Source organism: Prevotella micans F0438 (assembly GCF_000243035.1).
Lineage (GTDB): Bacteria > Bacteroidota > Bacteroidia > Bacteroidales > Bacteroidaceae > Prevotella > Prevotella micans.
On sequence record NZ_JH594522.1, the window covers coordinates 117,464 to 144,290 of the forward strand.

A 26,827-nucleotide genomic window follows, 5' to 3' on the forward strand; every position below is an offset into this window, starting at 1 on the left:
GTCTCTATATAAAAAATGAGCACGGAGGCTAACAATGTTTGTTTGCCACCATGCTCATTTATTTTCGGCATGCTCAGTTGTTTATTGATTATCTATGGTGCCGCCGCGCATCGTGAAAGCTTGTACGTATCCGCTGAGCTGTTTGTAGTGGCTCGAGGCGACTTTGCGATCAACCTTCTCTTCCTGGCGAATGAGCTCCATCATCATTTGCATGTACATCTTGCAGGTTGCCTGACTGATGTCGAAATAATGCTCGGGTAGCTGGAGATAGTATCCAATATATTGCGAGCTGGTTTTAATCATACTTTCGAGAATCTGCTTCGCCTTGGCGTTCTGCCCGAGTGAAGCGTAGGCCAGTGCCATACCGTGGTCGCGCCCGAGGAGGAAGTTCAGCGGAACATTGTAGACGGGCACTTCTTTTTCGGCTTTCTTGAGCACCTTGATAGCTTCAGCTTTCTTGCCTTCATTGAGCAGCTGCAGGGCTAGTTGAGTCATTTCGCGACGGTGGGTGTAGCACATCCGCATGAGGGTTTCGTCGATGTAGATGCCCGGTCGTGAGATGCCTCCCCATTTGAAGCGGTTCATCATGATGTCGTAGGATTTGGCCGTGTCGTAGTTCCCTCCATGTGTTGTGGTGAACGGTGTGATTCGGTTTGCGAATCCTTCCTGAATGAAGTTATCACCCAGGTTCATGAAGTTTTCGGAACCTACGGTTATTGCCACGTAAAGCGGTCGAGTCCAATTGCAATTTGCAATCATTTCGAGCATCATGAGGTCGTTTTTGTAGAGTGCATCCTTACCAGCCAGAGAGATTATCATACGGTCGGGTATCGAATCGCCAGGAATCATCATTCCGCTTCGGCGCACAGCGTTCTTATCGATTGTCACGAAGACAGTGTCGGTGGGAATCACGTGCGTATTGGCTTCCTTTGAGCGCACCCAGTAACGAAGAATGTTCTTCAGTTCGAATGGTTCTTCGCCGAACTGTGCCTTGGCGGTCTTGGGGTCTTCCTTGTAGAAGTCGAGCACCTGCTTTTTGTAATCGGGTACCACGGGCACATAGTCGTTCGTTCCGCTCACATATTCCAGTCTGGGCCAGCTAATCGGCACGCTCGGTGATGTGTAGGCCGGCCGACGCATCTGGTCGATATACCAATCGGCAGTGAGATAGGACAAGTTGCACACGCGCGAATCGAGTCGCACTCCCTCTACCTCTTGGTTATACCAGAGCGGGAAGGTGTCGTTGTCTCCGTTTGTGAATATGATTGGGTTACCGGTTTTCTGGAGCGAATTGAGGTAGTTCTGGCCGTAATCGCGACATGTGTAGCGATTTGAGCGGTCGTGGTCGTCCCAGGTTTGCGAGGCCATCTGTATAGGCACTAGCAGTCCGACTATCGATGCCAACGATGCGGCCACGATACCGGGGAGTTTGAGTTTCTTGGCCCAGTCATAGAGGGCAACAATGCCCAAACCGCACCAAATTGCGAAGGCATAGAACGAGCCGGCATAAGCATAATCGCGTTCGCGCGGCTGACTCGGTGTTTGATTCAAATAAACAACGATGGCCAAACCCGTCATGAAGAAAAGGAAGAACACAATCCAGAACTGCTGTATGCCGCGCTTACCACGCCATGCTTGCCAGAAAAGACCGAGCAGTCCGAGCAACAGCGGCAGACAATAGAACACATTGTGAGCCTTGTTATTCTTAAGCTCGTCGGGCATCTTGTTTTGGTCGCCGTATATGGCATTGTCTATAAACGATATTCCGGTTATCCAGTTGCCATGTTCGGGTTCGCCATTACCTTGCAAATCGTTCTGTCGGCCGGCGAAATTCCACATGAAATAGCGCCAGTACATGAAGTTGCATTGATATGAGAAGAAGAATTTCAGATTCTCAAACTGCGTAGGAATCTTTGCTCCATCAACCTCACGACCTTTTATTCCGCCCATCCACTGTTCGTATTGCGAGGTATGCGACACATCCCACATGCGAGGGAAGAACATGTTCTGCTGGTAAACCAGGTCTGACTTATGTCTCACCAGGAAGTAGGAATCCTTTTCATCCTTCGAAGCCTTTTCCTTGCGCTGGTAAACCGGTGCACCCTCGGAGAATTTGTAATGCATACCGTCTTCGGCAACTGCACGTTGACTACTGTAGGCCTGTCCGTAGAGCAACGGACGTTCGCCATATTGGTCGCGACTCAGATAGCTTCCAAGCGTGAATATATCTTCGGGCGAGTTCTGATCCATCGGCGGGTTAGCGGTTGAACGAATAACCACCAGTGCATACGACGAATATCCGATGAGCAACATTAGCATGCATAGCAATGCTGTGTTTTTAAACCGTGCCGAAACCAGTGCAACATTGTTTTTCTTGTATTGAAGTAGAAAATAAACTATCGCGAGCACGATTATTCCAACGATGAATGCGCCCCAACCATAGCCGTAGAAGGGAATTCCAATCAGCGCGAACGCAAGCAGGAAAGAGATGTTCGCCCGGCGCACGTTGTTTTGCCTGTAGGTTTCATAGATTGCCCATACGAACGAGGCAATCATCAGCACTATATATATAATGGTGCCCGTGTTGAACGGCATGCCGAGTGTATTGGTGAAAAACAGTTCGAACCATCCGCCCACGGTTATGATGCCAGGTACAACGCCATAGAGCACTACGGCCACTAGCACAATCGACATGCCAAGAGCCAGCATCGATCCTTTGAGATTGGCCTCGGGCACCCGCTTGTAGTAATAAACCAGTACGATGGCCGGAATACACAACAAATTAAGAAGGTGAACGCCGATAGAAAGGCCCATCATGTAGGCAATAAGAACCAACCAGCGGTCGGAGTGCGGCTTGTCGGCATTGTCTTCCCATTTCAGAATGAGCCAGAATACAATAGCCGTGAAAGCCGACGAGTAAGCATAGACTTCACTCTCGACAGCCGAAAACCAAAACGTATCGCTGAAAGTATAAATCAAAGCTCCCACAAGAGCTGCGCCTTCTATAGCGATGAGTTTAGGCAACGAAACATCCTCTCCCTCGCGCACAATGAGCTTGCGAGCCAGATGCGAAATGGTCCAGAACAAGAACATGATGCATGTTGCCGAAAGCAATGCACTCATTGTGTTCATCATTCGTGCAACTTGCGAAGCATCGCTGGCGAAATGCGAAAAGAGATTTGCAGTGAGGGCGAAGAACGGAGACCCGGGAGGATGACCGATTTCGAGTTTATAACCTGTGGTGATAAATTCAGGACAGTCCCAGAAACTGGCTGTCGGTTCAATTGTCGAGCAATACACAAAGGCTGCAATGAGAAACGCGAGCCATCCAAGCGTACTGTCGACCAGCTTAAACTTTTTCATTTATACTAAATATTTAAAGTGTGGCAAAGGTAATGGAATGTATACGTTTAATTGTGAACATCTGCTTACTTTTGCGGCTGTCCGGAGCTACAGACGACTCAAAATTCTAAGGCTCCGAGATTAAGTTTTATATCAACAAATAACTTCAAAATTTTATTGTTATGCGATTAATTATCGAATCAGATTATGAGGGGCTGTCGAAATGGGCGGCCCGTTATGTTATTCGCCGTGTAAACGAGGCCAGCAATCGCCCTCGACCTTTCGTACTGGGATTGCCCACCGGCTCGTCGCCCGTTGGAATGTATGCCGAGTTGGTGCGAGCCTACAAAGCCGGCGAGGTTAGTTTCAAGAATGTTGTGACGTTCAACATGGACGAATATGTAGGATTGCCGGAAAATCATCCCGAGAGCTATCATTCGTTTATGGCTAAGAATCTGTTCGACCACATCGATTGCCCGAAAGAGAATATCCATATTCTAAACGGTAATGCTCCCGACCTCAAGACCGAATGCGAGCATTATGAAGAAATGATTCGCGAGGCTGGAGGCGTCGATTTGTTCTTGGGCGGAATTGGCCCCGACGGACACATTGCTTTCAACGAACCGGGCTCGTCATTGAATTCGCACACAAGGGTGAAGACTCTCACACGCGACACAATTATCGCTAATTCCAGATTCTTCGATAACGATGAGTCGAAAGTGCCTACGCACGCGCTCACCGTTGGCGTCGGGACGGTTATGGAGGCCCGCGAAGTTATGATTCTCGTGAACGGGCATCATAAAGCCGAGGCTCTGAAAGCAGCTGTAGAGGGTGGCGTTTCGCAGCGGTGGACAATAAGCGCCCTGCAAATGCACGAACACGGAATAATTGTGTGCGATGAGGCTGCAGTCGATAGACTCACAGTTGAAACCTATAGATATTTTAAAGACATCGAAAGGAATAATTTATGATTAGGCTCAACCTTAGTTCGCAGATGGTGCTAAATAAGGTCTCGCCCGTGTTCTATCGTCCGTCGTCGGCTGTCGAACGCTCTGAAATTACCCGTTTCGAGAAAATAACAACCGATATCTTTCCATCTATCGAAGAGGGGGCGGAGAACATCGCCGATAACATTGCCGAGGAAATCAAACACAAGCAACGCGAAGGAAAATATTGCGTGCTGGGACTCGGATCGGGCTCGTCGCTCACCCCGATTTTCAAGGAACTGATAAGACGATACGAGGCTGGCGAACTAAGTTTCAAGAATGTGATTGTTTTCAACGCCTATGAATATTTCCCCCTCACGGCCGAGAATCACAATCGAAGCATAAACCAGCTCAAAGAAAGATTTCTAGACTTTGTGGACATCGAGCAGCAAAATATCTTCACGCCCGACGGGACCATCGCCCAAGACACCGTGCAGGAACATTGCCGACTCTACGAACAACGAATAAAAAGCTTCGGCGGGCTCGATGCAATTATCCTCGGAATAGGACGTATGGGAAACATCGCGACCAACGAACCAGGCTCAAGTCAAACATCAACATCACGCCTTATCCTCATCGACAGCACCTCACGCGAGGAAATGAAAATGAGCTTCGGTTCGCAAGAAACCGTTCCGCCATGCTCCATAACGATGGGAATACAAACGATTCTCTCTGCCAAGAAAATTTTCCTCACTGCATGGGGCGATGAAAAAGCCGACATAATAAAAGAAACCGTTGAAGGAAAAATAACCGACTCGGTGCCCGCATCGTTCCTGCAAACCCACAACGACGCACACGTAATCATCGATCTTCCCGCCGCATCACGCCTTACACGCATAAGGCACCCATGGCTCGTTGCATCGTGCACGTGGACCGACAAGCTCGTGCGCTCGGCCCTCGTTTGGCTCTGTCAGCTAACGGGTAAGCCAATCCTAAAACTCACAAACAAAGATTACAACGAAAACGGACTGAGCGAACTCCTTGCACTCTACGGTTCGGCCTATAACGCCAATATCAAAATCTTCAACGACCTTCAACACACCATCACCGGATGGCCTGGCGGGAAGCCCGATGCCGACGACACACATCGGCCCGAACGCGCAAAGCCCTTCCCCAAACGCGTGATTGTGTTCTCACCACACCCCGACGACGACGTAATCTCCATGGGCGGAACTCTTAGGCGTCTCGTTCAGCAAGGACACGACGTACATGTGGCCTACGAAACATCGGGAAACATCGCAGTGGGTGACGAGGAGGTGGTACGATTTATGCACTTCATCAACGGATTTAACCAGCTCTTCGACAACAACGAGGATAAGGTGATACGCGAGAAATATCGAGAAATCAAATCATTCCTCAAGAATAAGAAAGAGGGTGACATCGACAGTCTCGACATCCGAACTATTAAGGGACTCATTCGTCGAGGTGAAGCTCGAACAGCCAGCACTTTCAACCAGATTCCGCTCGACCACGTGCACTTCCTCGACCTGCCTTTCTACGAGTCGGGCAAGATTGAAAAACTCCCCATGGGCGAGGCCGATGTAAACATTGTTCGCGAACTCATTGCCCACGTCGAGCCGAACCAAATCTACGTTGCCGGCGACCTGGCCGACCCTCACGGCACCCATCGCAAATGCACCGACGCCGTGTTTGCTGCGCTCGACCTTGAGAAACAAGCCGGCGCAGCATGGCTAGCCGACTGCAAAGTATGGATGTATCGCGGCGCATGGGCCGAATGGGAAATCGAAAATATCGAGATGTGCGTTCCCATGAGTCCCGAGGAACTGTTGGCCAAGCGATATTCCATATTGAAACATCAAAGTCAGATGGAGAGTGCTCCTTTCCTCGGCAACGACGAGCGTCTGTTTTGGCAACGTTCTGAAGACCGCAACCGCGGCACCGCCAAACTCTACGACGACCTCGGCCTTGCCTGTTACGAAGCCATGGAGGCCTTTGTGGAATATAAACCCCTCTAACACGACACTATTCTATAATCTCCGGACGAGTAGGTGGGTAGATATATTTCTATCCGAATGCTCGCCCGGATTATTCTCCCCCTACCCCACTAAAACAACTCTTCATAATCCCCATAAACATACGTGAGCAGTGTTAATCGGTAGTGAGATTGTTTCGAGCAACGTCTCCGTTTCAAGGATAGTTATACATAGTTTACAGACAAAAAATAACTATAAGAAAACTTTGCCCATATATCGCTTTTATCTTTAACCGCGAATCATTGTGATGACCATCTTGAAGCGCACAGCAGCATTAACTGCATGACGAGCTCTGCTTGGAATGATGAAGCTTTCGCCCGATTTAACTACATGAATGGTATCTTCGACCACCAGTTCCATCTCGCCTTCGAAAACGTAAAGCAGAGCATCATAGGGGGCAGTGTGTTCCGACAACCCTTGACCTGTATCGAAACTGAACAATGTTACACTGCCCGAAGGATTATGAATCAGTTCCTTGCTCACAATGCCACCGTCGGCATAATCGATTAGTTCTTCTACACGGAATATTTTCCCTTTTTCAAACTTCCCCATAATTGATATTTATGTGTTTATAAATTGATTTCTTGCCCTCTTAGAATACAAAACAAGTGCCATAAATCAAGGTTTAAATTGTGTGGCAACAATTGTTATCCGGACGGTTCTTATACAAAACATATCTCATTGAAAAAAGCTACCTTTGCCGCAATTGTTTTAGAAACTAACAGGTTATGAAAGATATAAAAATCAAAGACTCCTTACTTCGCGTATCATCTCAAAGAGGATTCGATGCTTTTGTGCAGGTTTTTGTGGACGCCATAAACAAATCTATAGATGGGAATCTCACTCCCGATAGTATGCACCAGCTCTCAGCCGACCAGATTACTCTTCTCGGATGGAATTTTCTACGAAATGAAGTGCTAGAGGGTGGATATATTCAACTTATTCACAACGGTTATGGCGAATTCATTTTCCACAATCCGTTTGGAGCAGCTATGCGTGCTTGGGGACTTGTTGAACTGGGCAAGCAGATTGTAAAGGCTGGGAAATATTATGAGCGTTATCGTGAAGAGATTGAACAGGATATGTCTTACGATGATTTCATGGCACTCTATGAACAAATGCCTGAATTCGATGACCTCGACGATTATTTCGTCGAAAAAGAGGAACAATGGACCGAACAGATTGCCCAATATATCGACCAACACATAAATAACTTTGCAACTATCGAGAATGAATAAAGAAGAATTGGAAATGCGGAGAAAGTCGCCTGTACAGATAAGAAATAAGAAGGCCTCGTTCGAATATTTCTTTGTAGACACATTTACTGCCGGAATCGTTCTCACCGGAACCGAAATAAAATCCATACGTGCTGGAAAAGCTTCGCTCGTCGACTCGTTCTGCTTCATCAACAAGGGCGAGATGTGGATTCAAGGCATGAACATTTCGCCTTATTTTTATGGTTCGTTTGCCAATCATGAGGCCAAACGATTGAGAAAGCTACTTCTAAATCGTCGTGAAATAAAACGCCTTGAAGAAGATTCCAAGAATCCAGGGTTCACAATTGTGCCCACTTTGATATTCATCGATAAAAACGGACGGGCGAAAGTAGACATTGCATTGGCACGTGGAAAGAAGGAATATGACAAGCGTCAAACAATTAAGGAAAAAGAAGACCGCCGGGAAATAGACCGCGCCATCAAACATTATTAATCCATCCAAGCTCAATAAATTATATGAAAGTTATTCAGAGTTCAATCATTCGGGCCATTGTGGCCATTGCCGTAGGCGTATTGCTAGTTATGTATCGCGAGGAAACAACCGTATGGATAGCCATTGTTACAGGGGTTTTGTTTTTTATATCAGGCTGCGTGTCGTGCATTCTATACTTTGTAGAACGCGATAAAACAGGGCGAGAGAACGACCTTAAACGTTTTTCGGGCGAAACTCCTGAGGAAAAGTTACCAACGTTTCCCTTCGTAGGTATCGGAAGCATAATTCTAGGAATAATTTTAGCAGTTATGCCCGGTTCGTTCATCACTTGGGTTGTTTATATTCTGGCCGCAATCCTCATTCTGGGCGCTATTAATCAGTTTGTAGTTCTTGCCAGTGCGCGCCGTTTTGCTCATGTTCCGGTAGCCTATTGGTTTTTTCCGGTAGTTACGCTCAGCACAGGAATCTTCATTATAGCCAAGCCTATGGAGAGCGCCTCATTTCCGTTAAAGATTATAGGTTGGTGCATGATGTTCTACGGAGTTGTGGAACTGCTCAACGCTTTTAAGATTAAGCAGATGAAGCGAACTTACAACCTCATTGAACAGAACCAAACTTCCACCGATGAAGAGCTCGACGAGTCGGTAGCTGTTGAAGAAAAAAACGAATCCACAATATGAATTCGGTTTAATCATCTGCTTAAGCCATGAAGGGCAATGGAGTTTATCACGCGTAGGGATTCTCTCAGGCTCGATATTAGTGTTGAGCTAATTCGGCCGACAGGTAGCATATAGGAACTTATGAGTATCCATCCGCTCGGTTCACAGAAGCGAATTATTTTTTTGTGGTCGGACAAAGAATAATTATGCGACTAATCGTCAGAGTTAGCATAGGTAGGCAAAACATGATACGAAGGATTGCTCACGCTGTTTCTCTATATCCATCATACGTACAGCATAGTCCTTCTGACCTACCGTAATATTGTTACCACTAATACTGTAAACATTGTTGAACTTACCCATGCCGAGTTTACTTGCCACGTGATTGTCACCGATGAAGTAATACTTGGTAAAGTGATTCTTTGTCACAGTGATAATCGGAGCGGGATAAATCGTGTAATCTTCCGTTTAGTGACACTTCAGTGCAAGTCGGCGATAGCAAATGGGTGATTCCATGCGGGACACCGTTGATATATACTCCTTCGAGGTCGCCGTGGCTTTTTATAATACGCTCACCAGCGGCATTGTAGGTGTATCGGCTGGTCTTGCCATTATCCGACAATATCATCAATCGGTTATCCTCATCCCAGCACATCTCCCTCGTGGTGTCGTCCGTCGAATCGTTCGTCACAAGCATAGCACAGCATCATATTGGTACTTATTCTCCATCACAATCTTGACCGTCTACCATAAGATTCATCGCCTACAGACATTCACGCTGTTTATCATAGGTAATAGGTTGTCTCTGTACCCTTATCTAACTTTGTATAGACTGTATATTTTGAAAATATAGTTCTATATCACTGTACCGAAAATTCTGGTTCAATAAAAAGAGTTGTATCCCTTTTTACTATTTTTATTTTCCATTCCCCATTTTGCTTGATAATACTATCACCAACCTGAAGTTCTTTTAAGTTCCAAACATCGTACACTTCAAACTCTATGCTTTCTCCCTTTAAATTTTTCCCAGTAAGATAATAATCGCGTCTCTTTTTTATTTTCGTTACTTTTACATTAAACGTACATGTGTAGCATACTTGCTTAAAAGGCTCAAAATTGTTGAGATCCTTAATATTAAAAACAAATGCTAAAAGGCAAAGGATACCTGCAGTTCCCCAAAATAGTATTTTTTTTAATAGAATGATATCCATGTATTACCTCCTGTGTTAGAAACATCAAAGATAGAAAGAAATGCATTAATGGGAAAGCCATATGACTTTACATCAGTTGTAGGTATATCCTTACCATTGGTATCTCGCACCGTAATAATATAATCCTGTTTCAGAATCGAGTTCCTTACCATTGAACTTATAGGTATATCCTCTGAGGATGTATGTTCATCCACAAGCAGTTCGCCATACGGCAGGTAAGCATCGAATTGGGTGATGTTGGCCTTGGCGTCGGTGATATAAGATGTACTGCCGAGATGGTCACTATGGTAGAAGAAGATATCCTCGATGTTGGTTGTGTCAGCAGGGACATAACCATAACCCGGTTGCGCATTATCAGGGTCTTCAGGCTTCTGCCATTGGACAGGCGGGCCGGGAACATCTCCTTTGTCATTGAACTTCGGTCGTTGCACCCAACCTTCAGGTACAGAGTGGTCGCCCAAATCTCCTATAATGTCGTTATAACCGCGCACCGTGTTATCAGGATCTGCCGTTGCACCCTTCATCGTAGGCACGCCGGGCAGTGTGCCGAGCGACTTATAGTACTCCTCGCGCTGTTTCTCTATCTGCATCATGCGGGCGGCATAGTCTTTCTGACCGGCCGTGACATTATTGCAACTGATGCCATAGACGTTGTTGAACTTGCCCACACCGAACTTACTTGCTATGCGTTTATCACTGATAAGTGAGTGATTTGTCAAATACTGGCATCCGTAGAGTTTCAAGCACTGAAACTGTGCGTTCCATAGGATGAAACTATGGGTTTCATAGGATGGGATCGTGCGTTTCATCGGATGAAACTGTGCGTTCCAATGCCTGAAATTTTTCTGAGACTCTATTTTATTCATATGAGTAACGGTCGATGTAGTTATCGAAGTCCAATTTTTCGGTGTAGCCATACGTGCGGAAGATGTCGAGAATGCCCTTTTGCTGCTAGGGTGTTAGGGTGAGTTGTCCGTTCATGTAACGGTAGTAGGTGGGGCGACTACCGAGGTATTGCTGGATTTTTCTGCGTATCGGTATGTCGTCCACGTGCTTTACGTTGAGAAACAGTTTGCGAAATCCCCACGTTGCGCGTATCATCCGCTTTTCCACGTAGAACCTGTACTTCTCGTTCTGTGGTATTGGGGTAGATAACCGAGCCTATCCCCGATATAATCATAATCAATAACCTCTATTGTTTTTTCTTGCAATGATTGTATTTGAATAGGAATACTTAAATCTTCTGGTAAAGGATATTTTTTTAGTGTATACAGCATCACTTTTTCTTTTTTGGAATGTAAGGATAATGGTTATTCTCATTGGTTATACGAGGAGAACCTTTTCCTTGATGAATATTAAAATGTGGTGTATTATCAATTGTTCCGTCCATATAATTATGTCCCTGATAATGGTCTTGCACGAACTTGCTATATTCTGAACCGTATGCCCCCTTACTGTCAAATTCGTATTAAATCCCCTTTCTCCCACTATTCTTATTTTTAGCGGCGTCAACTTGTTTATGGGTCTTAAAATTTTGACTTGTTGGAATTCCTGCATCTCTTGTATCTATAGCTAAGAGATTCTTTTAACGGGATATTATTTTATATAGAATACTTCCTATTATACACCCTATAGTAGCTGTAAAAATAAAATTTAAAGTAGTTGGTTCTGGATGGTAGCCTGTATTAGATGATATTTCAAAAAATAATTCATCTAATTTTGTTAATTCATTTTGTCCAATATCATATTCACATTTATTGCCTATAATAACAGGGGTTATTATGAGGTAGTTTATAACAAACAAAGTTAATATTGAAGTCGTTAGAAAGACTAAAAAAACAAAGATCTTTTTCATATATGTATTCTAAATTTAAAAAGGAGTTGTTTGCTAATACAAATCTTTTTTTTACTTACTTATGCTTTTTTCCTGGCTGAAATTGATTATCCAAGACTTTTCCTTTACCATTTTTACTTAACCTCATAGGGTAAACTGTTGTAGGGCTATCAAAATTAAAAATATCATGCTTAGCAACCCCACCAACCATATAAGTTGGAGAGAATATTATTTTATCTCCCTTCTTTTCCCAAAATGAGTCATCTCCCCAATCAGAATTTTCTCTATAATTCACATACTTTGAGGGATAGGCATATGATGTTTGCCCATAAACATCTACACTATTGAAGTTATGTTTCCCTGATATTTTTGTAGTGAAAGAAGGTGTATCACCATCGCCAACTCCTGTTCTACAACCAAAGAAATATGCAGAAGCATTAGAGTCCCAGTTAAAATTGATTTTAGACCATCCTTCAATAGACATTTGTTTACTATCTAATGGATAAGAGCTCGTCCGTGCTGTTCCTGTAGGTCCATCAGATCCAGCATGAGACCAAATACTAAACTCAGCAGTTTTTCCATACTTCTCACTATACCTTTTTACATTGTTCCTAACAATTGAAGATACGTTTGAAAGATCTTTAATTGAACTTAATATAACAATATCTTTCTTCGGATTATACCCCTCGCTTCTAAGAATATTATTCCGTCTTGTTAAAGTTGCTGCATAAAACATATTATCTCCTCGTTTATTACCTGTTGTATAAAATAACATGTAAACCTTTTTACCATCTGTGTCTATAAGTTTGATAGGATTACTAACACAATATACATATCCACCGATTGTTGCATATTTCTCTGCCAATGCATCCAACCCATACCACAAACTCGTAACAGGATTCATATACCTCGCCCCATAGTAATATAATCCCATCTCTTGGTCAAACTCCTTGCCATTGAACTTCAGCCGTTGCACCCAACCTTCAGGCACACTATGGTCGCCCAGCTCCCCAATGATTGTGTTGTAGCCATAACCGGCGTTGTCGGGATCAGCCGTTGCACCCTTCATCGTAGGCACGCCCGGAGGCGTACCAAGCGATTTATAATACTCCTCGCGTTGCTTCTCTATCTGCATCATGCGGGCGGCATAGTCTTTCTGACCGGCCGTGACGTTATTGCCGCTGGTTCCGTAAACATTGCTGAACTTGCATACACCGAACTTACTTGCCATATGTTTGTCGCCGATTCTTGCCATTGTTGTTTCTTTTAATTGCTTGCGAGCAAAGGTAATGTATTCACCATTCGCTCAGCAGTATTTGAAAAAGGCTTTCACTCGCGTTTTTTGCATGCTCAAGGTGGTTGGGCGACTTTCCATTCGAGTGTTTTGCATGGTCAATATGGTTGAAAATGCTTTCCACTCGGGTGTTTGGCACATTCAAGATGGTTGACAGCCCTTTCATCTTAGTGTTTTGGATGCTCAAGGTAATTGAAAATGGTTTTCACTCGAGTGTTTAGCACTTTCAAGATGGTTGAGGGGGCTTTCCATAGGGCTGTAAAGCTTCAAAAGATGGTTGTAAGTGGTTTACATGGGGCTGTAAAGCTTCCCAAGAGGGTTGAAAGTCTATTCTCACATAGAATGGATACATATTTCCATTGATATAAATTGTGTGGCCTTTATGATCATAGCACAATCAATCAGATTTTAATTCGTAGATGCCTTTAATGATAGCGTTTTCTACATGTATGGTTTCATAATCAACCTGCGCATTAAGAAGACTTGCGTGTAGAAGGCAGATTAGACAAATGAATTTATTCCTTTATCTCATAATTGCTGCTTTTATAGGAGGCGGAATTATTCAATAAACTTGATTTCACCGGTTGTTACGTCATAAACTACTGTCCAATAACTGGGGGCGTAGGGGGCTATCCTTTCTGTAAACTGATATTTCTACCATGCCTTGCATTGCTCTTCAACCGCTTTAATCTATTTTAAATGATAAGCGCTTTCTATCTTGTTTTTTCTGTTGAATATAATCATATAGTGGTGCTGGGAAAGTGCGGTATTGATGACAAAGCGATAATCAATAGTCTTTCCGTAACCTTGCAATTCGTATATTTCTGCAAGAAGTACTCCTTTTCGAATGTCGGAAAAGAATATACTATACTTGGTATGACAGGAAATCTTATCGAATTTCTTATCTAAGAGAGAGGAGAATGTGTCTTTATGTTGTTCGGCCTGCCTTTCTCTGAGTATTTTCTCCAAGGCTTTTCCTTTAACAAAACCTATAAACATGAAGCTATCAAGATTATAAATGGTGTCAGAAACTGCAATATCTCTTACTTTGATTTTCAAGTCCTTTGAAATATAGCCGAGAGCCTTTTTGTACATCGTCAGGCTATCAAGGATTTGGGCACTTGCGTATAATGGGAACAAGCAAGCGATGATATATGTTAGGAATAGCTTTCTCATCTTCCCGCACTTAATTTTATGAATTTGGAGGTACCGCTTGGAGCAATACCAGCTTCGATACTGTTTAATGAACTTTCATCAAAAGTAATATAACTGATAGTCCCTCCTTCATATGGAATGATACTTTTATAATTAAGTCGCTGTCCAAAGTTTTTTCCTTGAGCATTGAGTTCTTTTCTGATTACATTCATTGCATCAACGACTCCTCCTGTTCCATAAAGGGCAGCAGTGTCTATTAAGCTACCACCAGGCCCAGTGTGGTAAAGTTCATGAATGAAAGTCATTCCCCATCCCAAGGTCTCTTTATCAAGATTATTTGTATTGTTTATAAAATCATTGATTTGTGAACTCGATAATCCAACCTGCGTTCCACCATTAGGAGTGAAAGACTTTTTATTTGTAGAAAAAACCTCTATAGTCTGTCCATCAATAATTTTTGTCAGTAAATTCCGTGCGGTCTCACTACCTTGATTATATACAGGTTTTCCGTTGATATCTTTTTCATATTGCATAAAACCATTAGAAACAGAAATTGAAAGACCTGTTATCATTTCCAGATCTTTCTCAATCTGTTCCATATTATTGATGGAGTTCTGTCTGTCCATCATAATAACATTATTCATATTGAGGGAGTCGCCATTGATGTCCTTGAATTTAATTGGATTCCCCTTGCAGAAATTATATGCAGATAGAAATGGGTATTTTTCCCTAAATCTATCTGTATTCAAAAACAGACTGATGATTGGGGCCATATACCTCGCCCCGTAATAATACAATCCAGTTTCTTGGTCGAGTTCCTTGCCTTTAAACTTATACGGCATGTCCTCACTACGACTATGTTCATCCACAAGCAACTCACCATACGGCAGGTAAGCATCGAATTGGGTGATGTTTGCCTTGGAATCGGTAATATAATAAGAGGTACTGCCGAGATGGTCACTATGGTAGAAGAAAGTTTCTTCTTTGTTGGTATCATCCGCAATGTAACCATAACCCGGTTGCGCATTGTCAGGGTCTTCGGGCTTCTGCCATTGGACAGGCGGGCCGGGAACATCACCTTTGTCGTTGAACTTCGGTCGTTGCACCCAACCTTCAGGCACACTATGGTCGCCCAAATCTCCTATAATGTCGTTATAACCATGGTGGATGTTGTCAGGGTCTGCCGTTGCACCCTTCATCGTAGGCACTCCAGGCGGTGTACCGAGCGACTTATAATACTCCTCGCGCTGTTTTTCTATCTGCATCATACGGGCGGCATAGTCTTTCTGTCCTGCCGTAACGTTGTTGCCACTGATGCCATAGACATTGCTGAACTTGCCCACACCGAACTTACTTGCTATGCGTTTATCACTGATAAGTGCGTGATTTGTCAAATACTGGCATCCGTAGAGTTTCAAGCATTGAAACTGTGCGTTCCATAGGATAAAAGGCGTGAATCTTTTGAGTTGCTTTGGATAAATTATTCTCTGTAATTTTTTATAGTAATACTCTTTCATTTGTTGAGCCCAATCTATATAGTTTCCAAAATCAGCTTCAGTAAGTCTCGGCTCAAGTCCAACAAATCCATCAATAGTAGCAGTATAATGCTGTATCTTATCTATAAACTCTCTAAATTCAATATCTCCATTTTCGAGTTCCTGCTCAAATCACACACTGCCATCCTGACGCCACACTCTCCCAGAGCCTTTCAAACCGCTTAGAATCGTCCTGTTAACCACACTACTTTCGTTACGCATTAATAGTGATGCGTAACAAAAACAGTGTAGTTATGGACGAAAAATTAAATCCGAAAGACCGCGTTCTCCTAATGCGAGAAGGGAGAGAGGAGGCAACAAACTCCAAAGTAGTAAAGGGTATCGACAAAAAAGGAAAGATAGATGCCATTGATCCCCCTGAAGGCAAAGCCCAATGACTTTCTTATCATTGACCGGCACGCCGATCCCGATTGAGAACTTTTTCAGAAACTTCTTTAACCAGTTCAAAAATCCGTCACATATCGGTTTTTATGCTGTTACGGTAGAGATGTTGGACAAATACCCATCGATAAACTGACGAACCACCTGGAAGCCGTTCTGGCAGACAGACTAACCGTTTCCCAAAACCTGAAAGGCACTAAACTTACTCCCGAGCAGCAACAAGCACTCAAAGAAGGTAAAAAAGTGCTGGTTTAAGGAATGACATCCAGAAATACGATCGGGACGTATCACCCCAAAAAGTTCGACGCCTATGTACAGTTCAAAGCGGCCAAAGGCGGGTATGATTTTACTTACGACGGATTGAACCGGAACAGGTATCAACAAAGCAACAAGGAAAATGACTATCACCCGCGGAACCTACCAGAGTCCGCATCCCCCAAAACCTTTTAGGCGTCGATTTGAACGAGAGGCAACAGAATGCGCTTCGAGATAGGAAGACAACCTATGTGCAAGGTATGTTAAAGACGGGAAAGGCGAGCCTTTTAACGCTTATGTAAAAGTTAATCATGAGAAAGGAAAACTCGATTTCTTCAAATGGAATCCCGACAGTGCGAGAAAACAAGGTACCCACGTGAAGCCTGCCGAAGAGAGCAAAACACAGGTTGCCGTCAATATTCACGGAAAAACCAATGAAGCGACGAAATATACCAAAGAATCTCTGAAGCAAGGTCAACAACGACCAACGGAAAGACAAGATCCCCCGTCAGAAACAGTAACAAGGCTTGAAAAAGCCCTTGACCTTGAGAAAATCCTCCGGATAAAGAATTTGATTCAACCACTAAAAAAGATCCAACAGTATCATGAAATTGATTATAGCAGAAAAACCGAGCGTAACCCACGATATAGCGGCTATCGTCGGTGTAGATAACCGCAAAGAGGGTTATCTGGAGGGTGGCGGCTATGCCGTTACATAGGCTTTCTGACATCTTGTCGGATTGGCCATGCCTGCCGACTACGGCATCACGGGATTTCAGGCAGAGAACCTGCCGATACTTTCGGCCATATTTAAGTTAATCCCCCGCCAAAGCAAATACAGCAAAGAGTACAAACCCGATCCGGACGTATTGAAACAACTTAAAATCATCAGAGAACTCTTCCACAAGTGCGAACGTATCGTGATAGCGACCAAATGTCGGACGGGAAGGTGAGTTGATCTTTAGATACCTGTACGCGCATCTCAACGGAGATAAACCTTTTGACCGTCTTTGGATAAGCAACCTCACGGATCAGGCGATCCGAAACGGATTGAACAACCTGCGTCCGGGAACGCAGTACGATAACATCTATCTCTCTGCCAAAGCACACAGCCAAGCCGACTGGCTTGTCGGCATCAACGTTTCGCAAACCCTTTCCATTTTTTATAGTTGCCACTTTCATCTTGTGATAAGATACATTGCTCTGCATATATGCGATGTACTTATTTACCGTGCGATCCTTGATTTCCATTTCTCGCATCAAAATCCCACAAAGTTCCTTGGTACGAAAGTTTAATTTTGTTCCGGAACGCTTCCTTGATAACGGCAATCAAGTTCATCGGTCTTTCGTTTCTCTTTGTCTTCTTTCGACTTTTCACTACGATAGACGTGTATGCTGCCTCCTCGTTCCAAGCCGAAAAGCATCATCGGCACATTGAGAGGACTGCCGTCATGTACCTTTATTACCTTGACAACAGAGTATTCGGGATTATCGTCCGTTTCTATGGAGAGAATACCAGCAGCCTTGCATTGTAGCTCCGAGCCGATATGTACACGGAGTTTAATTCCATTTGGGACAAAATGCAATACACAGATAATGCAGGTATTATAATTGCGCCTCCTATTGCTCTGTATCGTAGTGCAAGACGGCTTGTTCAGCAAAGACAGTCTCTCCTCTCTTAACGTGCCAGAGAGAAATGTAGTTGCTTTTTCCCGTTCCCTCTCCACTTATGATATAAAAGAGATTATCCTGCGTCTCAAGAGGAGTACCATTGAGTGTCACACAACCGATTTTGAGGTATCAGGAGGATTGTCGTAATCTATCTCGCAAGAGCGGAGCATCATCATCGTTTGACTGTATATGTCAGAGAACACCTTGGCAAGCAAATCTTTCAGATCATTTGTACCATTTCCTAAAGTGAAGAAGTCCGAGATGTCCTTTTCACTCTTTGTTCCGCTTAGTGGCAGGGAGCGGTTCAATACCTTGTATTTTTCCAAATGTTCCACTTGTCGGCGAGCTTCACGTACCCCTGTATCGTCAGCATCGTATAATAATATGATGTGACGGAAGCGAAGTTGCAGGCTTTCAATGATACTTTCAGGTATCTGTGCCGTCTCACTGTTGAAACAGATGGCATTAATTATACTGTTAAAGCACGCGAGATAGAATTCTTAGATAATCTATATAATATACGCCGAGAAGAAAGCCTACATAGACCTGAAGAGAAAATTTTCATGTAAGATTCAAGATGAAAACCAAATCAATCCTGACGATAGTTATAGGCCTAGAACATTATCCCGCAACAGGAACCTATGGATATGTAAATAGCAATGGATATAACTACTGGTTTAAAATAAAAGAGATCCCGAAGAAACTATTGAAACAACGTAAAGTATGGCACAAATATCAGTCTACAGAAAAGATAGCACCCTACGACCATAGTTATTGGACGTTAGATTATGACATCACAACTGGAAAAATCAAGTTTATTGAATAATCCCGACGCACTCAACCTCATGATAAAACCACCAATTATGAGATACAAGAATAACATCATTTGGCTAATTCGTTCTATAGGCCTTAATACCAGTGGTATTCGCTATCTATATATTTATAGAAAAGAGTAGCAACATGTGTAAAAACATCTAACCCCCAAATTCATATTCTTAGATATTGAACCTGTAATAGAACTTAAGAAATATAACCGGATAGTAAAACTATTGAGAAATATATACAACTTAGGGTGTGAAGAGGGGCATTTTTCGGAGGTCTCATATTTTTATGTAAAATATTCAGAACACCTTTGCAAGATATTCCGAATATTGTGAGTTGCGGAGGCAGGACTCGAACATGCGACCTCCAGGTTATGAGCCTGGCGAGCTACCAACTGCTCCACTCCGCGATATGAAAAAAAGTCTTTTTTATTCTGATTTATTTGCAAACAGATTTGTGAATGCAAAATTAGGGTATTGGGGCTAATTACGCAAGGTTTTGCACTATTATGTCAATTATTTAGTCGTAATTTAACATTATCACCATGGCTGATTGTGTGCTTGAGGATATGCAGAAATGATTCGAAGGACGTAATCCTACGAGCCAAATAATTTGCTCATTATTATCAGTGAGGACTAATTGATGGCGTTTTTCAAAAATATTTTTCTTTATATCGGTGAGGAAATCACTCACGAGTTTTGAACCTTTCATTCCAAACGGAACAAAACGGTCGGCAGGTTGGACGCGTCGCAAGATTAGAGGGAACTCTATATTATCGGCATCGAGCATCACGACGTTAGTCTCATGTGGAATGGGCGTTTCAGAAAGAGCATAATTTATAGGAAAGAGTTTCAGAGTTATATTTTCGGAGTAGCGATATGTGCCAGGCTTGGGAATGACTAGGTTACGAAGGAAAGTGGTTTCCAGCGGAACTAGAATCAATCTCTTACGATCTAATAAAAGTTCGTGTGAGCTAGATTTCCATATTTTACCTGGACCGGCATCAAATGCAACCATTATTTGCTCAATTTGCGCGGGAGTGAAATTGAATGGGAAAAGAATTTCGTGAAGTAAATATTCTGGGGATGGGAATCTGCGTATTTCTTCGATCGAGAGTTGCAGTGGAAACAATGACGTAGGCTTTTCCGATGGGATATTTTCATCGATATAGTAGTCAATTATTTTTTGTGCTTCGAGCAAATGATCAGCAGTTTTCATGATAGATTCGCGTACAGAGGGATTAATCTGTTCTAGTATCGGCAACAATTGAAGTCTGATTTTATTTCGAACAGGGTCCGACTGCAGATTCGTGCTGTCGGTAACGAAAATCTGTCCATTTTGTTCTAGAAAATTTTCCAACTCTCTATGCGAACAACAAAGTAGCGGGCGGATGATTGTGTCATTAAGTGGTTTAATCCCGGTTAATCCTTTGATTCCTGTGCCTCTAACGAGATTTATAAGGATTGTTTCGACAGAATCATCGCTGTGATGCGCCACGCAAATACCGCGAGCATGAATATCTTGGCGAAGCTGTTCGAAATAGTTGTAACGTAGTTCGCGTGCGGCCATCTCAATGCTTATTTTGTGCAGTTCGGCATAAGTTTTTGTATCGAAATGTGCCACATGGAAAGGAATTTTTCTTTGCCTACATAGCTGTCTGGAAAAATCTTCGTCGCGATTACTTTCTTCGTTTCTTAGGTGGAAATTGCAATGTGCAGCTTCAATTTCGTAGTCAAGCTGCTGTAGAATTATCGTTAGAGCCACGCTGTCAGCCCCCCCCGACAATGCCACGATATATCGCTCGCCAGCCCTAAGCAAATTGTGGCGTTTGATGTAACGGGCAATTTTATTCAACATACAAAACGAGTCCTTTAAGATATTCTCCTTCGGGATGATATATGTTTACCGGATGGTCGGCGGGCTGATGTAATTGATGCAGTATACGCACTTTGCGCTTGGTTTGAGCAGCGGCTGTGAATATCGCTTGGCGAAATTGTTCCTTACTCACAACTTGTGAACAACTGAAAGTGAAGACAATTCCTCCGCTTTGGATTCGTTCGAAGGCCTTTGCGTTTAACCTGATATATCCGCGCAAACCGTTTTTCAGCGCGTTTCTATGTTTGGCGAAAGCGGGCGGATCGAGCACCATTAGGTTGTAGTCGCGATTATGATTTTTGAGGAAGTGAAAGGCATCTTCGCAGAACGATTCATGCCTTTTATCGGATGGGAAATTCAGTTCCACGTTTCTGTCGGTAAGGTCTATGGCCTTCGCCGAACTGTCAACCGAATGCACTAATTCGGCCCCGCCACGCATGGCGTACACAGAGAATCCGCCGGTGTAGCAAAACATATTCAGCACTGTTTTTCCTTTGGCATAATGTTCTAAGAGCCTGCGATTTTCACGTTGGTCGATAAAGAATCCGGTTTTCTGCCCTTTAAGCCAATCGATGTGGAATTGCAATCCGTTTTCAGTTGCAATATCATCGTCGGTTTGGTTGTAAATGAACTCATTCTCTTGCCCGAGCCCCGCTTTAAATGGTAGTGTGGTTTCGCTCTTATAGTATATGCAGCTTAGTTTTTCGCCCATCACGTCGACTATAGCCTGTGCAATTTCGTTGCGACAAACATGCATCCCAACCGAATGAGCCTGCATAACGCACGTTTTTCCGTATATATCGGCCACAAGCCCGGGTAGCATATCGCCCTCACCGTGAATAAATCTATAGGTTTCGTTAGAATTTCCAACTATTCCAATTGCAAGTCGCATATTCAGCGCAGAAGAAATACGTTCTCGCCAGAAATCAGAGCCAATCTCCCTATCATCGAAAGAGAGAACTCTCACAGCGATGGAGCCGATTTGATAATGTCCCAGGGCTATGAAATTTCCCGCCGCTGTGAGAACTCGAACTGTATCACCTTCCTTAATTTGCGGATCGACCTGCGCAATTGCCCCCGAGAATATCCAGGAGTGAAATCTGTGTAAACTTTCCTCCTTACCTTTCTTGAGATAAACTGTTTTATACATTTTATTTCTCCTGTTCGTTGTCTGTTTCATCTATTTTCACCAACTCATAATTTCCGATCGATTTCAGTTCTTGTAGTCGCTCATAAATTCTTATGCATGTCCATGCATCGGTGGCTCCATAGATTTTTTGCTTGTCGGTGAGTACCTGATTCTCCCAGTTCGACAATTGTTCGCGTTTTACAATTCTCTCTCCGAATATGTTGGCGTAAAGTTTCTGCAAGCTTTTATCTTCTATACCGAATTGCTCAACGATATTTTGCAGGTCTATAAAATTTCCGGGTTCGAATTTGGCCCTATGGTGAAGCATAAGCATATCGTCAGTTAACGAAAGACCAATTTTAGGTATCGTCGTATCTTCAAGCAATCTAATCACGCTCGGCGGGATCCCTATGATGTTCAGTCTAAAGAGGAAACACACTTTTCGGTCGCAAACCTGCAAGAGGGCTACCTTATGATGATGTCCCTTTTTGAATACTGGTCTGGTTTCGGTATCTATCCCGAGAATATCCTGAGCAAGAAGATAGTCAACAGCCTTATCGGCCTCGGCTTCATTGAGGATAACGATTATTTTTCCTGGAAAAAAAGCTCTGGGAAGATTTGCGATTTCCTTCTTGTCGAACTTATTATATAATATGGTCTTCATTGTATTTGCAAAGGTAAGCAGATGTTTAAAATTAACGTTACCAATGTAGTCAGTCGAGCATTTACGATATCTCTACATGCATTGCAGCTCACCAAACATCGTATTAAAAACCATCAATCGCTCTACATAGCTATTTTTGATGAATTTAAAACCTCCATGCAGAATGCATAGCTATTTTTGATGAGTTAAAAAGCTCCACGCGCTCTACATAAATTAAAAAGATAGATAGAAAACTCCATGCAAAGTGCATGGAGCAAAACGATTGCTAATAACATTTTATACACAAGGGGAATATATAGGAGTCGGATGCCCGCATAATATTCTTAAAATATAGATTCTCTCGACTTGAGTATAACTACTAACCGAAGTTAGTAGGATAGAATAGGCGCATACGATAATCGAAGATTTTAATGATTGATGCCGAATAACTAATTTTTTATGCCGAATAACTTACAGAGGTTTATCGTATCAAATAGACATAAAAAAATATGAGAATTTTAAACTAGAAAGAAACGATTTGAAAGTAAAGTTCTCGCAAATAGACTATGGTACAACTTTTAACATGAAATAGTTGGAACGAACTCTCTTTATACCTAGTTTTGCAACGTGTTTTTCATGGTATTAGATTATTAAGGTTTAAAGTTTGATTGTCGTGAGACAACCAATCTTATTTACCCCGATAGATTCCTATCGGGGTAATTTTTTATTTGCTTTCAGTGATTTGCCGGAAGTCTTCATCGAACTCTTTTGGATGTCGGCCGATTAGAACAACGTTAAGCAAGCAGTTGGCAACCATTTCTTCATTGGTAATATCGGCCTGTGAATCCTTATTAACGTCCTTTCCAAGCAGAACATTCCATCCACTGTTGAAATCGTTATCGTCGGCACCGCAGAAAATCTCCTTTGATATTGGGTCTTGCATCAGCTGATAGCGAATTTTCTTCTTTGAGGGGATAGGTTCAATCGAAAGCAATAGCTCATAGGCTCGCCCGAACTGTATTTTCAATTTCCTACCTTTTGGAAACATGAGCCCAATGTAGGGATATATTTCTTCGAAAGCATAGGCCTGGAGAAATTCTTGCAGTTTCATATAAACTATTCTTAGTTCAAAAGATGTTTGACGGTCTAGAACTTTGCCATTTTAATAGCGTCGATAGCACACTCATTTCCTTTATTTCCGAATTTTCCCCCACACCTATCCTTGGCCTGCTCCATATTGTCAGTGGTTAGCAAACCGTAGATTATCGGAATCTCGCTGGTCGCATTCAAACTAGCTATACCATAGGTTACGCCTTGGCATATATAGTCAAAATGAGGAGTCTCGCCACGTATCACACTTCCCAGAATTATGATAGCGTCATAACTTCCGTTGAGCGTCATTTGGTGTGCACCATAAATAAGTTCAAAACTTCCAGGAACCGTTTTTACATGTATATTTTCAGGCAGTGCTCCATACTTTTCGAGCGTTTTCACGGCCCCGTCGAGTAAAGCACCTGTTATTTCCGTGTTCCATTCCGAAACGACAATTCCAAAGCACATGTTACTTGCGTCGGAAACGCTACTTGGATCGTAGTCTGACAAATTATGCAATACTGTTGCCATTACTAAAAATTAAAGACAAATAACCCCGGTGACGAGCGATAGTTTATTCGACACCGGGATTGTTACGTCATAAAATAAGTTATTTCGAAGCCCGCTCAATGTATTTATCTATTTCTTGATAGATGGGCGAGTTGACATAGGTTTTCTTGATTTGCTTATAGATCTCTAGCGCTTCGGTCTTCTTTCCCTCGCTTTCGAGCAATATGCCAGCTTTCTTCATTGCAATGGGTGCGATACTCACATTCACATTATCGAGTGCATGCTTGTTAGCCATATCGGCAGCTTTTTTGAATGCAGCCACAGCTTTATCGTTCTGGTTATTGTTTGCATAGATGTCTCCCAGTGCCATCTGCGAAGCAGGACTGATTTCCTGGTCGTCTGAAGTGCTGAACTTCTCAATGTTTTCCATTGCCTTTGCCCAGTTGGGTTTTGCCTGATGAGCGTAGCAAAGACCAACGTAGAGATTGGCGAGATTGCCAGCTTTCGTTCCGCTATAGTCGTTTTGAATCGTTTGGAATCCATTCAAAGCCTGGTCGTACTGTTGTGCATTGAAGAGAGTTTGGCTTTTTGCTAGCGCCGTACTAGCTTCGTTTTCACGAGGTTCTGAAATAAGATTAGAGTAGAGCATATAACCGCCGAGGATTGCAACTACGGCCACAACTGCAATGATGAATTGGTTCTTGTACTTCAGAAATAAGACTTCTGGTTTATTGAGGGTTTCTTCATAAGTTCCCTCGGTCTTTTTATTTGCCATTTTTGGATATATGATTTTATTATTTTTTCATGTTGCTTTTGAGAATTATAGTCGGCTATAAAAGTGATAGCCATAACGTTCCACAAAGGTGTGGCAAAAGTAAGGAAAAACTCTTTTTCACTAAAATATATCATTGATTTTCCTTCCGCAAGGACTTTTGAAATGGATAGTTTGAGCTGTAAGCTAATCTTTGAAAAGCCGTAAGTTTGCACGCAATGAAACAACAGTACAATGACTTTGGAAACTGGATTCGCAAACAGTTTTCCTTTCGGGTTCAGAAGATTGCAATCGACGCTGGATTCACTTGTCCAAATAGAGATGGAAGAATCGGAACGGGAGGTTGTATCTTCTGTGATAACCGAACTTTCAACCCTTCTTATTGCATACGTAACAAAACTATTGCACAACAACTGGAAGACGGAAAGCAGTTCTTTGCCAGGAAATATCCCGAGATGAAATTCCTGGCTTATTTTCAGGCCTACACAAACACGTATGCTTCTGTGGAAAAGCTTCGGAATATGTATGAAGAGGCTTTGAAGATAGACGAAGTTGTCGGGTTGGTCATTGGAACGCGTCCTGATTGTGTGGACTCCTCGCTGCTCGATTATTTGGAAGAACTGAATCGCAAAACATTCCTGATTGTTGAATATGGCATAGAAAGCTGTAATGACAAAACACTTCGTTTCATTAACCGTGGACACGATTTTGCTTGTAGCAAGCGCGCCATTGAGGCTACAGCCGAACGGGGTATCAAAGTTGGAGGGCATATAATCCTCGGTTTGCCTGGTGAAGATGCAGAGGAAAGTCTTCGTCAGGCACCTATTATTTCCTCGCTTCCGCTAACGATTCTGAAACTCCATCAGTTACAGATCATCAAGGGTACCCCTTTGGCAAGATTGTATACAGAGCATCCGTTTCCGCTCTACACAGCACAAGAATATATCCGGCTAGTTGCCAACTATATCGACGCATTGCGTGATGATATTGTTTTGGAGAGATTTGTGAGCCAAAGTCCCGACGACTTGCTCATTGCTCCGAAATGGGGATTGAAGAACTATGAGTTCACGAATATTCTGAACGATTATTTGCGTAAGAGAACTTAATCATTCCTCATCTACATATAATTTCGAGAAGTCTGTCATTTTCAGCAACTCGTCGTACGATGTGTCGGTATTGTTGTGCATATAGTTTTCAACGATGTTCACGTATCGGTTAGTGAACACTCGTTTTTGCAATACTTGATTCACAACCCATTGAATCTTTCCTATATGTAAATCGCGTTCAACCTGTGGCCGGCGTTCGAAATTCTTTAGTTGGTAAACGCTCATTAAATAAAAGGTGAGGCAATCAGACAGAATCTGATTCTTTGTCATCTGCTTACGTTGTTGGGTTGAATAGAACTTACGATATAACGGATAATCCTCGCCCAAGTATTTGTCGAGCGATATTCCGATAGAACCATTTCCAACTATCACGCTTTGGTCGAGCGCCGAAATCTGGGCATAGATTTTCGGAATCTCAATCTCTGGCAAAACATGTTTCAATTGTTTAAAGGCACGACCGAACTGCCTTTCAAGGTCATCCATAGTGACATATTTCGATTCCACGGCCGATATGAGCGATTGTAGAGTCGTGTCTTGATAGAACTTCAAGAATCTTGTATTTATATCGGGGTCGGTTGCGTTACCAATTTTCAAGACGTTCTCAATCAGTGTTCGCGTTTCGATAGGATATTCGGTATTCATTTGTTGCAAAGCCGAGAAATCGCCCGTGGTAAGATAGCGATATTCCAAACGGTCATAACGTTCTATTTTCACCAAACCGTTTTTATTAGCATTGTCTTCGGACGACGATTTGAATTGGCATCCAATGCAGATAAAAGCTACGTAAAACAATATGTAGAAAAACTTCTTCATTATAATCTTTGGAGAAT

At 42.9% G+C, this 26,827-nt stretch carries 23 protein-coding genes, 1 tRNA gene and 8 pseudogenes; 12 read left to right on the forward strand and 20 right to left on the reverse strand.

Annotated elements, in window-relative coordinates; all coding sequences use genetic code 11:
• Positions 1 to 81: 81 nt before the first annotated feature.
• Positions 82 to 3,363, reverse strand: a complete 3,282-nt coding sequence (locus HMPREF9140_RS05045) for a DUF2723 domain-containing protein (protein WP_006952274.1) — start codon at positions 3,361 to 3,363, stop codon at positions 82 to 84.
• A 161-nt stretch (positions 3,364 to 3,524) separates the two neighbouring features.
• On the opposite strand from HMPREF9140_RS05045, the gene nagB reads away from it, so the two are divergent.
• Positions 3,525 to 4,313: a glucosamine-6-phosphate deaminase gene (nagB, locus tag HMPREF9140_RS05050; protein ID WP_006952276.1), complete on the forward strand. Its 789-nt coding sequence runs from the start codon at positions 3,525 to 3,527 to the stop codon at positions 4,311 to 4,313.
• Positions 4,313 to 6,304 (forward strand): glucosamine-6-phosphate deaminase, encoded by a 1,992-nt coding sequence (locus HMPREF9140_RS05055; RefSeq protein WP_025073350.1) that lies wholly within the window; start codon positions 4,313 to 4,315, stop codon positions 6,302 to 6,304. Before nagB ends, HMPREF9140_RS05055 begins: the two co-directional genes overlap by 1 nt.
• A gap of 246 nt (positions 6,305 to 6,550) precedes the next feature.
• On the opposite strand, the gene HMPREF9140_RS05060 is transcribed toward HMPREF9140_RS05055, so the two are convergent.
• Entirely contained in the window at positions 6,551 to 6,874 is a 324-nt protein-coding gene (locus HMPREF9140_RS05060) for a cupin domain-containing protein (protein WP_006952285.1), read from the reverse strand.
• A gap of 176 nt (positions 6,875 to 7,050) precedes the next feature.
• On the opposite strand from HMPREF9140_RS05060, the gene HMPREF9140_RS05065 reads away from it, so the two are divergent.
• From HMPREF9140_RS05065 to HMPREF9140_RS05075, 3 genes are read left to right on the forward strand one after another with little or no spacing between them, the layout of a single operon-like run.
• Complete coding sequence (locus HMPREF9140_RS05065; RefSeq protein ID WP_006952287.1) at positions 7,051 to 7,560, forward strand: DMP19 family protein; 510 nt, start codon at positions 7,051 to 7,053, stop codon at positions 7,558 to 7,560.
• A complete protein-coding gene (gene smpB / locus HMPREF9140_RS05070) occupies positions 7,553 to 8,032 on the forward strand; it encodes an SsrA-binding protein SmpB (RefSeq protein WP_018572181.1) in 480 nt (159 codons plus the stop codon). Before HMPREF9140_RS05065 ends, smpB begins: the two co-directional genes overlap by 8 nt.
• Before the next feature lie 23 nt (positions 8,033 to 8,055).
• Positions 8,056 to 8,712: an HdeD family acid-resistance protein gene (locus HMPREF9140_RS05075; protein WP_006952293.1), complete on the forward strand. Its 657-nt coding sequence runs from the start codon at positions 8,056 to 8,058 to the stop codon at positions 8,710 to 8,712.
• A 240-nt stretch (positions 8,713 to 8,952) separates the two neighbouring features.
• Here HMPREF9140_RS05075 and HMPREF9140_RS10225 read toward each other — a convergent pair.
• The 9 genes and pseudogenes from HMPREF9140_RS10225 to HMPREF9140_RS10940 form a co-directional block, all read right to left on the reverse strand.
• A pseudogene (locus HMPREF9140_RS10225) lies at positions 8,953 to 9,382 on the reverse strand (RHS repeat-associated core domain-containing protein); the annotation flags it as partial.
• Between the two features lie 169 nt (positions 9,383 to 9,551).
• A complete protein-coding gene (locus tag HMPREF9140_RS05080) occupies positions 9,552 to 9,902 on the reverse strand; it encodes a hypothetical protein (RefSeq protein ID WP_006952295.1) in 351 nt (116 codons plus the stop codon).
• A 90-nt stretch (positions 9,903 to 9,992) separates the two neighbouring features.
• Positions 9,993 to 10,618: pseudogene (locus HMPREF9140_RS05085) on the reverse strand (RHS repeat domain-containing protein); the annotation flags it as partial.
• A gap of 142 nt (positions 10,619 to 10,760) precedes the next feature.
• Positions 10,761 to 11,082, reverse strand: a pseudogene (locus HMPREF9140_RS10230) (DUF6078 family protein).
• A gap of 96 nt (positions 11,083 to 11,178) precedes the next feature.
• Positions 11,179 to 11,358, reverse strand: a pseudogene (locus HMPREF9140_RS10930) (HNH/endonuclease VII fold putative polymorphic toxin); the annotation flags it as partial.
• 129 nt (positions 11,359 to 11,487) lie between these two features.
• The gene (locus tag HMPREF9140_RS05095; protein WP_006952301.1) at positions 11,488 to 11,757 is read right to left on the reverse strand and encodes a hypothetical protein; all 270 of its coding nucleotides are present in this window, start codon (positions 11,755 to 11,757) and stop codon (positions 11,488 to 11,490) included.
• Positions 11,758 to 12,520: 763 nt separating this feature from the next.
• Positions 12,521 to 12,982: pseudogene (locus HMPREF9140_RS10935) on the reverse strand (RHS repeat-associated core domain-containing protein); the annotation flags it as partial.
• Between the two features lie 738 nt (positions 12,983 to 13,720).
• Entirely contained in the window at positions 13,721 to 14,206 is a 486-nt protein-coding gene (locus tag HMPREF9140_RS05105) for a hypothetical protein (RefSeq protein ID WP_006952304.1), read from the reverse strand.
• A 635-nt stretch (positions 14,207 to 14,841) separates the two neighbouring features.
• Positions 14,842 to 15,576, reverse strand: a pseudogene (locus HMPREF9140_RS10940) (RHS repeat domain-containing protein); the annotation flags it as partial.
• Positions 15,577 to 15,974: 398 nt separating this feature from the next.
• Here HMPREF9140_RS10940 and HMPREF9140_RS10480 point away from each other — a divergent pair.
• The 5 genes and pseudogenes from HMPREF9140_RS10480 to HMPREF9140_RS10785 form a co-directional block, all read left to right on the forward strand.
• Positions 15,975 to 16,118, forward strand: a complete 144-nt coding sequence (locus HMPREF9140_RS10480; RefSeq protein WP_006952306.1) for a hypothetical protein — start codon at positions 15,975 to 15,977, stop codon at positions 16,116 to 16,118.
• Between the two features lie 190 nt (positions 16,119 to 16,308).
• Positions 16,309 to 16,377, forward strand: a complete 69-nt coding sequence (locus tag HMPREF9140_RS10485) for a DUF3945 domain-containing protein (protein ID WP_373852564.1) — start codon at positions 16,309 to 16,311, stop codon at positions 16,375 to 16,377.
• A gap of 203 nt (positions 16,378 to 16,580) precedes the next feature.
• Positions 16,581 to 16,679: a hypothetical protein gene (locus HMPREF9140_RS10775; protein WP_238300737.1), complete on the forward strand. Its 99-nt coding sequence runs from the start codon at positions 16,581 to 16,583 to the stop codon at positions 16,677 to 16,679.
• Between the two features lie 303 nt (positions 16,680 to 16,982).
• Positions 16,983 to 17,096 carry a hypothetical protein gene (locus tag HMPREF9140_RS10780; protein WP_006952308.1) on the forward strand — a complete coding sequence of 38 codons (114 nt, stop codon included), beginning with the start codon at positions 16,983 to 16,985 and terminating at the stop codon, positions 17,094 to 17,096.
• Between the two features lie 27 nt (positions 17,097 to 17,123).
• Positions 17,124 to 17,538, forward strand: a pseudogene (locus tag HMPREF9140_RS10785) (toprim domain-containing protein); the annotation flags it as partial.
• Here HMPREF9140_RS10785 and HMPREF9140_RS10245 read toward each other — a convergent pair.
• A pseudogene (locus HMPREF9140_RS10245) lies at positions 17,513 to 18,485 on the reverse strand (bifunctional DNA primase/helicase); the annotation flags it as partial. The pseudogenes HMPREF9140_RS10785 and HMPREF9140_RS10245 sit on opposite strands and share 26 nt — an antisense overlap.
• Positions 18,486 to 18,625: 140 nt before the next feature.
• Between HMPREF9140_RS10245 and HMPREF9140_RS05125 the strand changes: the two are divergent.
• The gene (locus HMPREF9140_RS05125) at positions 18,626 to 18,874 is read left to right on the forward strand and encodes a hypothetical protein (RefSeq protein WP_006952316.1); all 249 of its coding nucleotides are present in this window, start codon (positions 18,626 to 18,628) and stop codon (positions 18,872 to 18,874) included.
• Between the two features lie 332 nt (positions 18,875 to 19,206).
• On the opposite strand, the gene HMPREF9140_RS05130 is transcribed toward HMPREF9140_RS05125, so the two are convergent.
• From HMPREF9140_RS05130 to HMPREF9140_RS05160, 7 genes are all read right to left on the reverse strand, one after another.
• A tRNA-Met gene (locus HMPREF9140_RS05130) sits at positions 19,207 to 19,279 on the reverse strand.
• Between the two features lie 110 nt (positions 19,280 to 19,389).
• Complete coding sequence (tilS, locus tag HMPREF9140_RS05135; protein ID WP_006952319.1) at positions 19,390 to 20,727, reverse strand: tRNA lysidine(34) synthetase TilS; 1,338 nt, start codon at positions 20,725 to 20,727, stop codon at positions 19,390 to 19,392.
• Complete coding sequence (locus tag HMPREF9140_RS05140) at positions 20,717 to 21,895, reverse strand: class I SAM-dependent rRNA methyltransferase (RefSeq protein ID WP_026253267.1); 1,179 nt, start codon at positions 21,893 to 21,895, stop codon at positions 20,717 to 20,719. The genes tilS and HMPREF9140_RS05140 overlap by 11 nt, the downstream gene beginning before the upstream one ends.
• Position 21,896: 1 nt before the next feature.
• A complete protein-coding gene (locus tag HMPREF9140_RS05145) occupies positions 21,897 to 22,538 on the reverse strand; it encodes a 3'-5' exonuclease (protein ID WP_006952322.1) in 642 nt (213 codons plus the stop codon).
• Between the two features lie 703 nt (positions 22,539 to 23,241).
• Entirely contained in the window at positions 23,242 to 23,628 is a 387-nt protein-coding gene (locus HMPREF9140_RS05150) for a hypothetical protein (RefSeq protein WP_006952324.1), read from the reverse strand.
• Positions 23,629 to 23,663: 35 nt separating this feature from the next.
• Positions 23,664 to 24,140 (reverse strand): 6,7-dimethyl-8-ribityllumazine synthase, encoded by a 477-nt coding sequence (ribH, locus tag HMPREF9140_RS05155; protein WP_006952325.1) that lies wholly within the window; start codon positions 24,138 to 24,140, stop codon positions 23,664 to 23,666.
• A 79-nt stretch (positions 24,141 to 24,219) separates the two neighbouring features.
• Positions 24,220 to 24,894 (reverse strand): tetratricopeptide repeat protein, encoded by a 675-nt coding sequence (locus HMPREF9140_RS05160; RefSeq protein WP_006952326.1) that lies wholly within the window; start codon positions 24,892 to 24,894, stop codon positions 24,220 to 24,222.
• A 215-nt stretch (positions 24,895 to 25,109) separates the two neighbouring features.
• On the opposite strand from HMPREF9140_RS05160, the gene HMPREF9140_RS05165 reads away from it, so the two are divergent.
• Positions 25,110 to 25,997, forward strand: a complete 888-nt coding sequence (locus tag HMPREF9140_RS05165; protein ID WP_006952336.1) for a TIGR01212 family radical SAM protein — start codon at positions 25,110 to 25,112, stop codon at positions 25,995 to 25,997.
• Here the strand turns inward: HMPREF9140_RS05165 and HMPREF9140_RS05170 are convergent, their stop codons facing one another.
• Positions 25,998 to 26,810 (reverse strand): gliding motility protein GldB-related protein, encoded by an 813-nt coding sequence (locus tag HMPREF9140_RS05170; protein WP_006952338.1) that lies wholly within the window; start codon positions 26,808 to 26,810, stop codon positions 25,998 to 26,000.
• Positions 26,811 to 26,827: the final 17 nt, after the last annotated feature.